We start from the raw sequence: 14,502 nt of genomic DNA, 5'->3' as shown, positions 1-14,502 counted from the left end.
CGTATTTCAGGTAAAATAGAAACATTCCCTGATACCTTTGATACATATGTTAAATTATACTCTCAAACCTATTGAAGTTCAATGTCATAAATCGTAAATTTAGATGCATTTTTATTTTGACCACGTCGATTCCTGCGTATCTTTACTGTAATCAAATTTTCCGTCATTTTTTTCTTCCAGCGCCTTAATTATGTGGTAGGTATATTCATTATACGGGGTCGGAATGCCTAGTTCTTTTCCCATCCGCATTAACGCCCCGGAAAACATATCAATCTCGGTGTGCCGTCCCGCATCTAAGTCCTGCAATGTCGAATAGCGTGTCTTTGGCGGCACTGCACTGCCGTGGGAAGATGACTTGTCGGCTTTTCCGATGTCAATACCCTTTGCCTGTGCAATGGCTTCAAGCTCTTTTTTCAGTCCTTCACTGATGGCTTTCATATGCGTGCTATCGCTGTAACAGCCGACACCCGCGCCTAAGATTGCCTGCGGCAGGTTATTGCACACATTCAGGCGGAATTTGCTCCACATTTCTTCCTTAATATAGTCTGTTACACGGAAATGTATCTGCGCATTTTCAAAAAGTGTGCACACCGCCTGTACACGTTCACTCTCAAACGGCGGCTTGATTTCCCCGAAGATGATACCGATTGTCGTTTCGGGATTAAAGCAGTAACCGTTCTCTTCTTTGTGGGATGCCACTTTAATCAGTGCATGCAAAATGTTATCGGGATTTACTTTCTGCGCAATAATTTCTTCGCTGTCTACACCGTTCATTAAACTCATTACGATTGTGTGTTCTCCCACCGCCTGCGCAATGCTGTCCAATGCACCCGGCAGTGCGCCGTATTTTAACGATACAATTAAAAGGTCTGCGCCGTGCGCTTCCTTTGGTGTCCAGACCTCCGGACGGTAAACCTGTCCGTTAATCAGACAACCGTTTTCTTTTAAGCGCCCGGCGCGCTCCCCTTCCGCAATCACTCCAAGGCTAAGATTCTCTGCTTGTGAAAGTCCCCATATTACATAAGAGCCAACCGCTCCCGCTCCTAAAACCGCAACTTTTTTTATCTGCATATTAATCTCCATTCCGCAGGCATTCTAATGCCGGAGGAATCGCGGACTGAATTTATTCAGTTCTGCGATAAAAAGCGGATTTGTGACGCCTGCGGCACAAAGCGCTGTGCGAAAAATCTTAGATTTAAGGATTTTTCGCACTTATCTCCATTCTTACTTACTTTTCGTCAGCAGCTTCCGGTACGATAAATCAATCGCAAATGCCCCGAGCGGCGCAGTCAACACAATTGCCAATACCGCAACCGTCAGTACCGTATCGCCGCACGCAAAACCCAGTGCCAGCGGAATCCCGCCGATTGCCGCCTGAACTGTGGCTTTCGGTGTATACGCAAGCATTGTAAATGCCTTTTCGCCTGTTTTCAAACCCGTACCCAGCAGACAGACCCAAACGCCCGCCATTCTAAACAGCAATGCACCTGCAATCATCAGCAATGCACGCACGCCAACCCTGCCAAGATAACCGATATTAACAGTTGCACCGACCAGTACGAATAAAAAGACCTCTGCCGCTACCCACAGTTTTCCGTATTTTACGGCAAGTCTTTTTGCAACAGCTTCCCGCTTTCTCTGCAAGCCCACGCCGATAAACATAATTGCAATCAGCGCCGAAAATGTAACCGGTGTTGTCAGGCTGTCTTCGGCTGCTGCCAGCAGAAATGAAATACCAAGAATAATCAGTACCTTTGCCGTATCTCTAATATGCACTTTTTGAAAATAAAATGCAAGCAGAATGCCAATTGTCAGACCGATAATCATTCCTAAAATAATAGACACCGGAATATTGACAAAACGGATAACCGATGCGCCTTCCCCCTGCATCATGCCCGAAAATGTCGAAAACAGCACGATGACATAGACATCATCGACCGATGCCCCCGCAAGAATCAACTGCGGAATCCCCTCTTTGACCCCGTAGCCTTCTTCCATAAGCTTTACCATGCGCGGAACAACGACCGCAGGCGATACTGCCGCAAGCACCGCGCCCATGACCGCCGCTTCCAGAAGGCTCATTCCCATAAGGCGCGGCGCTAAAAGCAGCATACCCGCCAGTTCAAACGTTGCCGGCACAAAGCACATTAAAACCGCAGGTCTTCCGATTTTTTTTAAGCTCGTTAAATCCAGTCCAAGCCCCGCTCTTGTCAGAATAATAATCAGGGCGATTTTTCTTAAATCTGCCGATATGCCAAGAAGCTTTATATCCAGCATATTTAACACATACGGACCTAGCACAATACCGGTAATCAACATTCCAAGCAGACCCGGCAGTTTTATTTTCCTGCAAATCCAGCCCATAGACATTCCGACCAGCAAAATCAATGCAATACTTAATAACATACATTCCTCTTTTCTACACAAAAAAAGCTGACAGCTTCTGCGTTTATTTCATCGCAGAAGTCATCAGCTTAATAAGCGGTTTAAGTGTTTTTCACTTCGGGAGTACTTCATTCCCTTGTTCTATAAGATAGCATAACCGGAAGTTATTTTCAAGATATTAAAAAAGGAGTATCACACGAAATTTCCGCATGAAACTCAAAAAGACTCCCATGAACTTACTTTTTCCTTTTCTGGTTCCTCTGGATACCTCAACCAATCCCTCCGCCTTTAACTGCTGTAAAATTTTTCTTACAATCACGGGATTTGTCCCGATACTGCCTGCCATAAAATCACTGGTCATTTTCTTATTTTGCATACCACTTTGCAAATCAAATACAATTACAGACGGGAATTTTATTTTTTCTGTTGCAAATATTATTTCAGTATAGTATTTTATATATAGAATATATGAAGCCTCCGGACTTGCCAAAGGTATAAAGGAAGCAAAAATGCAGCTTGCCGCCAAGCTTTTAAAGAACGGAAGCAGTGTCCGGGACACCGCAGACCTTACCGAACTGCCAACAGAAACCGTTGCAGAGCTGGCGCGTACAATTTCGTCCGAATCTTAAAATTAAAAGTAAAACGTATCTTTTCAGTTGCACCTATTGCCGTTTGAAAAGATACGTTTTTTATTCGAAAGCGTTCTACAGCCTTCCTGCTATACACCAAATAACTCCGGGTGGCATGACAACGCATCTTCCTCCGTAATCTCCCGGATAACCCGGCACGGAACGCCTGCCGCAAGGACACCTGCCGGAATATCGTGTGTGACCACACTTCCCGCACCGATAACCGTACCACTGCCAATCGTGACACCGCCGCACACTGTTACATTTCCGGCAAGCCAGCAGTTGTCCCCTATTGTAATCGGTTTTGCATATTCCCGGTCTGCGTATACACCATCTGCGCGCCGGTACATATTTCTGTCCTGAAAACGAAACGGATGTACCGGTGTCAGCAGGGATACATTCGGTCCGATAAATACGTCGTTTCCGATTTTTACCGGTGCGCAGTCCAGACACGTGAAATTAAAATTTGCATATGTATTCTTTCCAATTTCCGTAAAACAGCCGTAATCAAACTGGACAGGACCCTGTAAATACACATTTTCACCCATATGCGGTATAAGCTCATGCAGTAAATCCGTCCTCTGCGCATCTGTTTCAAAACAGTCATTATACTTTTTGCTTAAAATATGCGCATTCTGACGAAGCTTTAACAGTTCTTCATCTGATGGGTCGTATATCTGTCCCGCGAGCATTTTTTCTTTTTCTGTCATAATTTTTCTACAGCAGGCTCTTTCTTAATTCAGCGCCATCTTTTGCACTTAAATAAGCCGGGGCAATGTCAAATACTGTCTTACAGCCTGTCTGACCTTCCTTGTACAGACGATATGCCGCTCTTGCGTAAGCCACGATAACACAAGAGGTAAATTCAGGATTAGAATCCAGTTTTAAGCTGTATTCAATCACGTGCTGGTTTTCTTTATTCCAGCCGGTCTTTCCGGAACGGATTACAAATCCGCCATGCGGAATACCACTGTGCTTTTCCTTTAATTCTTCTTCACTGATAAAATGAACAGTCGTGTCATAATCTGCAAAGTAGTTCGGCATATTTTTAATGGTTTCTTCTACCTTTGCCGCATCTGCACCTTCTTCAAGTACCACAAAGCACTCTCTTGTGTGCTTCTGTCTTGTAGTAAGCTGTGGATTTTCTCCGTTTCTTACAGCTTCAAGTGCCGCTTCCACAGGAATTGTATACTGCTTGCCGTCCTTTACGCCTTCTACGCGGCGGATTGCATCAGAATGACCCTGACTGACCCCCTTACCCCAGAATGTATAGTCCTGTCCGTCCGGTAAAATTGCATTTGCATACATACGGTTTAATGAGAACATACCCGGGTCCCAGCCGACTGAAATAATGCCGACATGTCCGCTTTCCTTTGCCGCTGCATCTACATTGTCAAAATGCTCCGGGATTCTTGCGTGTGTATCAAAGCTGTCTACCACGTTAAACAGCTTTGCAAACTTTGGTGTCTGCTCCGGTAAATCCGTTGCACTGCCGCCGCACAGAATCATGACGTCAATCTTATCCTTCCACTGTTCCACATCATCAACGGAGCATACTGCCGCGCCTTCTGTCAGGATAGACACGGTTTCCGGCGCACGTCTTGTAAATACAGCCGCCAGTTCCATATCCGGATTCTGCTTAATTGCACACTCTACCCCTCTGCCGAGGTTTCCATAACCTAAAATGCCAATTCTCATCTTTATTCTCCTTCTATTTCAAATAGTCTTTATTTATTTTACTTTTTGTGTCCGGAACTGTCAACTGCCGCTGCTTTCCGCTTTACCTTTTTAACAAATGTGTTTTTATAAAGAATCCATGTACTTTTCCTTCATAGAATCCCAATCCATAATTAATACATAAAACACTTTTCCGTAATGACCGCTCTCCACAATTCTGCCATGGTCAAGCACCTTAAGATAGGTACCATCTTTCTTTTTCAGATAAAAATGCACATAATCATTACACTGCCCTGTTCCAATCTGCTGCCAGATACTCTGCTCCACACCTTCTCTTTCGTCCTCACGGATCAGACTGCGGAAACTCCGCTGTGTATATGTCATAAATTCCTCAATATTTTCACAGCCTGCCAACCGTATTAATTCACTGTTTGCAAATAGAATTTCATCATCCGTATAGTCTGCCTTGTAAATAATAAAGGCTCCCGGAAGATTTTCTGAAATATCCCGCAGTGCAAATCCAAGCTGTGTACGGACTTCTGGATCAAATCCCTCATCATATACCAGGTTTCCCTTTTTTCCACGCAATTTCACCTCATAAAGTGCCGCATCGGCACAGTGCATTAATTGCAGCTGCGATTTTGCATGAACCGGATATTCTGCATATCCAAGCGAAATGTTAAATGCGCGTTTCTCACCTTCATAAACAAAAAAACGCTTTTGTTTTGTAAACTGTACCAGTTTTTCTTCTGCTTCTTTGCAGGTGCAGTCCGGCAGAAAAATGCAGAACTCATCACCACCGTTTCGACCAAGCACCGCATGCTCTGGAAAAAACTTCCGCATGCTTTCCGCGAGAATCTGCAGTGCCTTATCCCCGGAAGCATGTCCGTAAATATCGTTAATCAATTTAAAATCATCAATATCAAACTGTACACCGACACAGTGCTTTTCGGGATACTGTTTCATATATACTGTCACATGCTTATCAAAACCGTGACGGTTATAAATACCTGTCAAGGCATCCGTCAGCGCAAGTTTTCTTAACTCCTGACGATTCTCATCAAGAATCAGCAGTGCTGCCGTTAATCCTGTCAAAAGCAGCACTACCAACAGTCCACCGCCAAAAATACTATATAAATAGCTTTTTTCCACCCAGCCGTTCTGCGGCATAACTTCAAGCTTCCAAACACTGCCGCCGATTTCAAATGTATAGGAAACCGGAGCACTGATACTTCCGCCTGAACAATCCACAACCTCATATGCTTCTTCCCAAGGAGAACCTGTCTTGGATAAGCAGTACTGATATCCAAAATCTGAAAGCGGTTTTACGGAATCTGAAAAAATTTCCGGCACACGGATAATCACAATCGTAAATCCCCAAAAAAACTCCTGTCCGCTTTCATCCTCCAGATAAACCGGTTTTCTTACGGCAATCCCGTAACCACCCTGTTTTCCCGTCTGGACAATGATTTAAAGGCAGCTTCCGCTATTTTACATAACAGGTGCATTTTTCTCATCTTCTATAAGGTTATCCATCAATTCTTTATACCGCACCGCATCCAGGGGAAGGTCAACACGAATCCCTTTACATGCCGAATAATATGCCCCCGCACAAAGCATCAGTGAATGAAGCCCTTCCGCACCTTTTGCCACCAGACAGCCTTCGTCGTGTTTTAAGGCAGCCTGTGCAAATTTTTCAAGCAGTTGTGTATAAGGCTCTGCTGACTTTTCATACATAATTTTTTCTTCCGTAAAATGCAGATGCTCTCTTGAGTTGACATCTTCTGTTTTTATATATTTTTCAATATCATCAAACCTTGTAATTGACAGCGTGTTATCCTCCAAAAGCAGTCTTGCCTTTGTTCCTATAATTTCCATTCTTTCTTCACAACAGGCCTCTCCTGTGGTTAAAATAAATGAAGCGGTCATACCCGTATCGTATTCCATCACAATCGTATCTTCATCATCAACCGCAAACGGATTGTATTTGCCAAAAGGAATCACTGCAAACAATCTCTGCGGCATTCCAAACAGATACTGGAATATATCCAGAATATGCTGTCCCTGATTAATAAGCGCTCCGCCGCCTTCACCTGCAAAGCTGCTTCTCCACGAACCGGACTTATGATAATGTGAAGTTCTTAAATATCTGGAATTGATAAGACTGACCCTTTTTAATTTCCCTATTTCGCCGGAATCTATCATTTCTTTTATCTTCATATATTTAGGATATAATCTCTGGTGAAAAACCAGCCCGTAAATTCTGTCATTTTTTTCTGCTGCATCATTCATTGCAAGTGCTTCACCAATATCTGCCGCCGCCGGCTTATCACATAAGACATCTTTTTTTAATTCAAAAGCTCTGACCGCCAGTTCCTTATGGGTCTTATGTGGTGTTGCTATAAGCACCGCATCAAATAAAGACGGGTCTGATTCTGCTGCATGAAACAATTCATCTGCACTTCTGAATATCTCCACCGGCTGTCCGTCAACATTTACAAGTGTTTTTCCCCATGCTATCTGCTCATCCCGCCTTATAACAACAGCTGCCAGCTTCATATGCAAAACTTCACCCGATACAATCATCTGTGCATACTTTTTCCCCATATTTCCTACACCTATCAGTGCCATTTTTAATACTTTATCCTGCATATTTTCCGCCGTCCTTCCTTATCTATATCATCTATATCCCGATATTCTTATTCCTTAATCCGTTTCATATCACTTCTTATACATTTTCCCGTCTTTACTGCCTCTTTCAGCAATATAGCGGTATACGCATCTGCAATTGCATCTTCCACGCTGTACGGTGCAGGCGCTTCATCCCTATTATATAACGCCGTTTTTATCATGAGTGTGGCAACCGCCGTTTCATCTTCTGATAAACCGCGCAGTCCCCATTGTGGTTCATATAATACTTTTCCCGCGCAGGATATTTTTTCTACCTCATAAATTTCTGACAGATTTGGATTCGGATTATCCGTCCGGGTAATATGAAAACCGGTTATAATTTGATCCGCCTGCCCTTTGTTGTTCTTATCCAGATAATAAATGCGGTCATCTATCATTTCACCCCGTATGCCCTGAACTTTAACGGTATTTTTGCGGATAGGGGATCTGTACTGTTCAGAATCAAAGTCATACCATGCCGTCTTACCGCAGTCATATTCAAATGCCGCAACACACCTTTTCTTATTGGCAATTCTTCCGTCCGTAAACTGCTCATATCTTGTAAGCGTTTCTGTTGTTGGAAATTCATACATTTTACCTGATACCGTAAAATTTTCATCCGGGCGGATTCCAAGATAAGCACGCATAAGACTCACTCCGTGATATTCATGCGCAAGTGAAATATTCATACAGCTTACATCGCCTATAATACCGCTGCCAATCAGTCTAAGTGCTGCCTTATTGGATGGATATTCCCTGTACTGTTCTGCAACAACCTGCTTTTTACCGACTTTATAATATCCGTAAAGCTTCTTTAGTGCTTCTATATCCAGCGCGGCCGGTGTTTCAGAAAGAACTGTTATGCCTCTGTCCATCCACTCCACCGCCACATTGCATATCTCCGCTTTATTCACCGCTATAACGGCAAAATCCGGTTTATATGCAGCACATTCCTCTTTTGATGTTGTGGTATGTATCTGATATTCCCGCGCAATCTTGTCTGCCTTTTCCTGCGTTCTGCAATATACCGCATCCAGACAGAATATATCTGGCATTGCCTTTGCAATTCTTACATAATAAAGGGCTCTCCAGCCTGCTCCAATAATTATAAAATGATACTTTCCCATAATAATCCTCATTTCTGAACAGCTTGTTGTAAAGCGGCGATTTTTCACACTACTTCCCATTTGTTTTATTATAACCATTTTGTCTTTTAACAAATACTGAAATCATTGTGGATTACATATCTTTTACATAAAATTTTTATTATTCGGCATTAAACACACACACCGGCAGTAAAAAACAGAGCCGGATAAGACTGCGCTGTCTTATCCGGCTCATGATATTCATTGTCTATCAGAGGTCAACATCTTGTCATCATTTTTAAGCATCTATTCCTCAATCCGTATCTGACAGCCCTTCATTGCATCAAGTGCTGTCTTATGGGACTGTGGTGTAACTCCTGCACAGCATCCGGCATCTACACTGATTTCTACTTCAGGGTTAAATGCCTTTATCGTCATTGCATTGCTGATAACACAGATATCTGTACAGACACCGATAAGCTCCACTTCTGTATATCCCTGTTTGCGAATCCATTCTGCCAGCTGTGTTGAACCAAACGTATTTTTTTCAAAATGTGTCTTCTCCTGAATGTGTTCTAATTCAGGAATCAGTTCCCAGCCCGGTGTCCCTTTTATACAATGTTTCACAGGAAGCTTTCTGCCTTCCTGTGTGTCCGGATAATCCTCTCCGTGTGTATCCAATGTATACACAATATCTGCATCGGTGTGATTTACCTTTTTAACGACATTAGAAACTACCGCCCGGCATTGTGCATTGCCTAAAGCACCGGTAATAAAGTCATTCTGCATATCTATGACTACTAATAGTTTTTTACTCACACAAACCCTCATTTCTGAGCAACTTGTTGCGAAGAGGCGGTGAGAAATTCGCGTAAGCGATTTCTCATCTGCCATCATAGCTATTTGTTTTTGCTCAGAAACAAATAGCCGTGTGAACAATCAGCACATCAGTGTGATTTTTCACACTAACCTCCATTCCGCAGGCATTTTAATGTCGGAGGAATCGCGAACTGAATTGATTCAGTTCTGCGATAAAGGCAGCTTTGTGACACAGGTGTCACAAAGTGCCGTGTGAAAAATCTTAGATTTAAGGATTTTTCACACGGACCTCCATTCCGCAGGCATTTTAATGCCTTTTCTAAGCATTTTCCCCTGAACAGTTACATACGGTACTTATCGGATTTCTGTCTTTCCACCCATATATGGCTGAAGTACCTTTGGAATCTTTACGCTTCCGTCTGCCTGAAGGTTGTTTTCCAAAAATGCGATTAACATTCTAGGTGGTGCAACAACTGTATTGTTTAATGTATGTGCAAAGTACTTCTTCTTATTTTCATCCTGTACTCTGATTTTTAAACGTCTTGCCTGTGCATCTCCTAAGTTAGAGCATGAACCAACTTCAAAATACTTCTTCTGACGAGGTGACCATGCTTCTACGTCAATAGACTTCACCTTTAAATCTGCAAGATCGCCAGAGCAGCATTCCAGTGTTCTTACAGGAATATCCAGTGAACGGAATAAATCCACGGTATTCTGCCACAGCTTGTCAAACCACATCTTGCTTTCTTCCGGCTTACACACAACAATCATTTCCTGCTTTTCAAACTGATGGATTCTGTATACACCACGTTCTTCAATACCATGCGCACCCTTTTCTTTTCTAAAGCATGGTGAATAACTTGTTAAAGTCTTTGGCAGTTCAGATTCCGGTGTAATGGTATCAATAAACTTACCAATCATGGAATGTTCGCTTGTTCCAATCAGATATAAATCTTCGCCTTCAATCTTGTACATCATGGCATCCATTTCATCAAAACTCATAACGCCTGTAACAACGTTGCTGCGGATCATAAACGGCGGAATACAGTAAGTAAATCCTCTGTCAATCATAAAATCCCTTGCATAAGAAATAACAGCTGAATGAAGTCTTGCAATATCTCCCATCAGATAATAGAAACCGTTACCGGCAACCTTTCCGGCAGCTTCTAAGTCGATACCGTTAAACTTCTCCATTATATCTGTGTGATATGGGATTTCATAATCCGGCACAACCGGTTCACCGAACTTTTCAATTTCAACATTTTCACTGTCGTCTTTTCCGATAGGAACGCTTGGGTCAATGATGTTCGGAATAGTCATCATAATTTCCTTTACTCTTGCGTTTAATTCACTTTCCTTTGCTTCCAGTTCCTTTAAACGTTCTGCATCGGCATTGACCTTTGCCTTTACTTCTTCCGCTTCTTCTTTCTTGCCCTGTGCCATTAATGCACCAATCTGCTTTGAAAGCTTGTTACGGTTTGCTCTTAACTCATCGGCTTCTGTCTGGGTTGCTCTTGCCTGCTCGTCCAGTTCAATCACTTCATCTACCAGCGGAAGCTTTCTATCCTGAAACTTATTTCTAATATTCTGCTTTACAATTTCCGGATTTTCTCTTACAAATTTTAAATCTAACATTTTCCATAATCTCCATTTCAATTTTTCAATTCATTGCCATCATACAACGTTTTTTTATTCATTTCCAGTCTTTTATATAATTTTCCCCATAATTAATCTACGGAAACATCTTTTTGAATCGCATCATTGATTTTTCTGCCCAGATCAGCATCACCCATGCGTCCTGCCACAGCCTGCTGTAATGCCTGGTTTTCCTCATCGCCCAGCTCAATGTACGACTTTCCGTCAACAACCTCTTTAATGTAAGCAAAACAGCCGTTATTGCTGTGCATTACATTAATAATATATCCGTTATTGACTTTATCCAGCATACATAATGCAAAGCTTAACTTTCCACCCATTTCATGAAACGCATCATACTTCACAATGCCCACCTTCTGAAATGTATACTGCATTTTTTCGTAAATATCTTTCACTGCCGCACTGTTTTTCTCACCGACTGTCCGGATACTTTCAATCTCATCGAGATGTTCATGAATCAGACTCTCAATCGACTTTCCATCTGCACCTTCCATAAAGGAACGGTATTTCTTTTTTAACTTTGCTGCCTTACAAAGCGCAACAATTGCAAGAATCAGCGTAATCAGGCTTACCCCGGCAAGTCCCAAGACAATATACAGGGTATCCACTGAAAATAAATCAAAAAAATTTATCATAATCGTTTGCTCCTATATTTATAGTATAAGTGTAAAAAATATTGAATTATTCATTTTTTATCTGTTTCAGCAAATCATAGATTCTTTCCAGCTCTGCCTGTGAATAATATTCAATTTCAATTTTACCCTTATCGTGTTCCCGGTTTTTAATAACGACTTTTGTACCCATAATCTTATTCATCTTTTCCTCAATATCCCGGTACACAAAATCATTCTGTGGCTTTTGTTTTTCCGGTTTTTCAGGACGGTTCAGATTTTTCATCAATTTTTCCGTTTCACGGACACTCATCTGCTCGTCAAAAATTTTCTGTGCTACCTGATACTGCTGGTCGCCGTCTTCTATTCCGATAATGGCTCTGGCATGACCATTGCTTAATTTGCCTTCCATAACCATTTCCTGTACACGTTCATCAAGCTTTAACAGACGCAACGAATTCGTAATTGCCGCACGGGACTTTGATACCTTTTCCGCGACTTCATCCTGCTTTAACCGGTAATCTTTGATTAAACGCTGATATGCCTGCGCTTCTTCTATTGGATTTAAGTCTTCACGCTGAATATTTTCAATCAACGCAATCTCCATGACTTCCTGTGTAGAGTAGTCTTTTATAATAACCGGTACTTCTTTGACACCTGCCAGCTTTGCTGCACGCCATCTTCTTTCACCGGCAATAATTTCATAATACTTGTCCTTTTTCTGAACCAGAAGCGGCTGTAAGACGCCATACTGTTTAATCGATTCCGACAATTCAATCAGCGCATCTTCATCAAATACTTTTCTTGGCTGTTCCCGATTCGGTTCAATCTGTGACAAACGAACTTTTATTTCACCCGGTTCTTTTACAACAACTTCTTTGACTACTTCCTTTACTACTACATTTTCATCTTCTTCCGATTCCCGGATAAGATTTCCCAATCCTTTGCCAAGGCCTTTTGAAGATGCTTTGCTTTTCTTCGCTACTGCCATTTATTTTTCCTCATTTCTATTGTTCATTACTTCCTGTGCCAATAAGCGGTAACTTTCTGCACCACTGGACTTTGTATCATAAATATTGATTGGCAGTCCATGGCTCGGTGCTTCGGCTAACCGGATATTTCTTGGAATAATTGTCTTATAGATGTTTTGTTTTAAATTATCTTTTACATTTTCCACAACCTGTAATGAAAGATTGGTTCTGGAATCATACATTGTAAAGACAACACCCTCCAGTTCCAGATTTGGATTTAATTTTTTCTGAACCAGATGAATTGTATGTATCAGCTGTGTTAATCCTTCCAATGCATAGTATTCGCACTGAATCGGCACAAGTACTGTGTCTGCTGCAGTCATTGCGTTGACTGTCAACATACTTAAAGACGGCGGACAGTCCAATATAATATAATCATAGTTTTTCCGGATCTGAGCAATACTTTTCTTTAAAATATACTCGCGGTCTTCTATATCAATAAGGTCGATTTCCGCACCTGCAAGGTTGACATTAGAAGGGATTACGTCCAGACAATCAAATGCTTCCTTACAGATAGCCTGTTCAATCGAAATTTCACCCAGCATAACTTCATAGATTGTATTTTCTTTTTCTTCTTTATCAATTCCAAGACCGCTTGTGGTATTTCCCTGCGGATCAATATCAATGACTAATACTCTCTGTTTTGCTTCTGCCAGGCAGGCGGACAAGTTAATTGCTGTTGTCGTCTTTCCAACGCCGCCCTTTTGGTTTGCAATTGCTATAATTCTCCCCATTTATTCTCCAATCCCGACGGCATTCTTAATCAATGTTTCACGTGAAACACTTTAGCCGTCCAACATAAAAATGTTAAGGTCAAAAATTCAAAAAGTCTTATCATGCTCATATGTACATGAATAACTTTTGACCCAGACACACCGTAAATATTATAGCATTTTTTATATTAGATATCTATAGAATTTTCCCATTTTATTTAATTTCATTTTTTCTTTGTTTTCACTTGATTTCTATAAAAAACTACAATGTTTCACGTGAAACACTTTTTTATTTAATTTTGCTTATTGCTTAATGTAATTTTAATTTGCTGCCTGTTTCATTCAAATTTTAAAGCACCTGCAAAAACCAAACCATTGTATAACCGTTGCATTTTTTTAGAAGTATTTTCTCAGATATAAATATTGCATATCTGTTTTTCTGCAAAATAAAAAATGGTACAAAGACTCATTTCCTTTATACCATTCTCCATCATTTTATTTATTATTTATCTATCGACATATTTGCAATCACACAATAGCAATTATTTTCTTTTATAAAAGCTGTTTTTACGAGAGCTATTTAATATCAACCAGATTATTTTTTATTGCAAATACAGCTGCCTGTGTTCTGTCTGATACCTCTATCTTTTTAAAGATATTTGATACATGATTTTTAACTGTCCGTTCACTGATACAAAGGGTAGATGCAATTTCTTTATTAAACATTCCACTTGCAATTAATTTCAAAACTTCAACTTCACGTTTTGTCAGTTCACTGAGTTTGTCTTTCATTACATCACGCTCTGCCAGACTTGAATTAAGCAATACTGTTAAGCTTGGTTCAATAAATGTTTCTCCATTATATACATCAAAAATTGCTTTTTTCAATGTTTCCGAATCTGAATCTTTTAAAACGTAACCGTCACATCCGGCATCCAATGCCTCAATCAGATAATCTACATCCTTATGAATCGTAAGCATAATCACCTTACTTTTCATTTTCTGCTGTTTCATAATCGACAATACCTGTAAGCCGTCAAGGTTTGGCATATTAATATCAAGCAGCACTACATCCGGGTGTGTCTTATTAATCAGATTCAGGCATTCATATCCATCGCTTGCCTCACTGATTACATCAATATCATGATCTAATTCCAATACTTGTTTTAATCCTTCCCGCACCATCAAATGGTCATCAGCTAATAATATATTAACAGACATTTATA

General features: G+C 41.0%; 14 protein-coding genes and 1 riboswitch. All 14 genes read right to left on the bottom strand.

Features of this window, described 5'->3' with window-relative positions:
* Positions 1 to 111 precede the first annotated feature (111 nt).
* The 14 genes from LI288_RS13230 to LI288_RS13165 all read right to left on the bottom strand — a co-directional run bounded on the left by LI288_RS13230 (position 112) and on the right by LI288_RS13165 (position 14,497).
* On the bottom strand, positions 112 to 1,071 hold the full coding sequence (locus LI288_RS13230) for a ketopantoate reductase family protein (protein ID WP_227090864.1): 960 nt from the start codon (positions 1,069 to 1,071) through the stop codon (positions 112 to 114).
* Between the two features lie 153 nt (positions 1,072 to 1,224).
* On the bottom strand, positions 1,225 to 2,406 hold the full coding sequence (locus LI288_RS13225) for a cation:proton antiporter (protein ID WP_227090862.1): 1,182 nt from the start codon (positions 2,404 to 2,406) through the stop codon (positions 1,225 to 1,227).
* A 47-nt stretch (positions 2,407 to 2,453) separates the two neighbouring features.
* A riboswitch (Fluoride riboswitch) is annotated at positions 2,454 to 2,530 on the bottom strand.
* 33 nt (positions 2,531 to 2,563) lie between these two features.
* Entirely contained in the window at positions 2,564 to 2,944 is a 381-nt protein-coding gene (locus LI288_RS14795; protein WP_440311450.1) for an Rrf2 family transcriptional regulator, read from the bottom strand.
* Positions 2,945 to 3,103: 159 nt separating this feature from the next.
* Positions 3,104 to 3,724, bottom strand: coding sequence for a sugar O-acetyltransferase (locus LI288_RS13215; RefSeq protein WP_227090859.1), 621 nt, complete (start codon positions 3,722 to 3,724; stop codon positions 3,104 to 3,106).
* Between the two features lie 7 nt (positions 3,725 to 3,731).
* Positions 3,732 to 4,718: a diaminopimelate dehydrogenase gene (locus LI288_RS13210; RefSeq protein WP_227091049.1), complete on the bottom strand. Its 987-nt coding sequence runs from the start codon at positions 4,716 to 4,718 to the stop codon at positions 3,732 to 3,734.
* 99 nt (positions 4,719 to 4,817) lie between these two features.
* On the bottom strand, positions 4,818 to 6,056 hold the full coding sequence (locus LI288_RS13205; RefSeq protein WP_227090857.1) for a diguanylate cyclase domain-containing protein: 1,239 nt from the start codon (positions 6,054 to 6,056) through the stop codon (positions 4,818 to 4,820).
* Positions 6,057 to 6,182: 126 nt separating this feature from the next.
* Positions 6,183 to 7,343, bottom strand: coding sequence for a Gfo/Idh/MocA family protein (locus LI288_RS13200; RefSeq protein WP_227090855.1), 1,161 nt, complete (start codon positions 7,341 to 7,343; stop codon positions 6,183 to 6,185).
* 47 nt (positions 7,344 to 7,390) lie between these two features.
* Positions 7,391 to 8,488 carry a Gfo/Idh/MocA family protein gene (locus LI288_RS13195; RefSeq protein WP_227090853.1) on the bottom strand — a complete coding sequence of 366 codons (1,098 nt, stop codon included), beginning with the start codon at positions 8,486 to 8,488 and terminating at the stop codon, positions 7,391 to 7,393.
* Positions 8,489 to 8,752: 264 nt separating this feature from the next.
* Entirely contained in the window at positions 8,753 to 9,265 is a 513-nt protein-coding gene (locus LI288_RS13190; RefSeq protein ID WP_227090852.1) for an isochorismatase family cysteine hydrolase, read from the bottom strand.
* Between the two features lie 354 nt (positions 9,266 to 9,619).
* Complete coding sequence (serS, locus tag LI288_RS13185; RefSeq protein ID WP_022431389.1) at positions 9,620 to 10,900, bottom strand: serine--tRNA ligase; 1,281 nt, start codon at positions 10,898 to 10,900, stop codon at positions 9,620 to 9,622.
* Positions 10,901 to 10,992: 92 nt separating this feature from the next.
* Positions 10,993 to 11,556 carry a DUF4446 family protein gene (locus tag LI288_RS13180; protein ID WP_227090850.1) on the bottom strand — a complete coding sequence of 188 codons (564 nt, stop codon included), beginning with the start codon at positions 11,554 to 11,556 and terminating at the stop codon, positions 10,993 to 10,995.
* Positions 11,557 to 11,602: 46 nt separating this feature from the next.
* Positions 11,603 to 12,523, bottom strand: coding sequence for a ParB/RepB/Spo0J family partition protein (locus tag LI288_RS13175; RefSeq protein WP_227090848.1), 921 nt, complete (start codon positions 12,521 to 12,523; stop codon positions 11,603 to 11,605).
* Entirely contained in the window at positions 12,524 to 13,297 is a 774-nt protein-coding gene (locus tag LI288_RS13170) for a ParA family protein (RefSeq protein WP_227090846.1), read from the bottom strand.
* Positions 13,298 to 13,852: 555 nt separating this feature from the next.
* Entirely contained in the window at positions 13,853 to 14,497 is a 645-nt protein-coding gene (locus tag LI288_RS13165; RefSeq protein WP_022432578.1) for a response regulator, read from the bottom strand.
* Between the last annotated feature and the right edge of the window lie 5 nt (positions 14,498 to 14,502).

This window comes from Lachnospira pectinoschiza, assembly GCF_020564355.1.
Classification (GTDB): Bacteria; Bacillota; Clostridia; order Lachnospirales; family Lachnospiraceae; genus Lachnospira; species Lachnospira intestinalis.
Note: the sequence above shows the minus strand (reverse complement) of the source record. Positions and strands in the feature narration are given on the sequence as shown.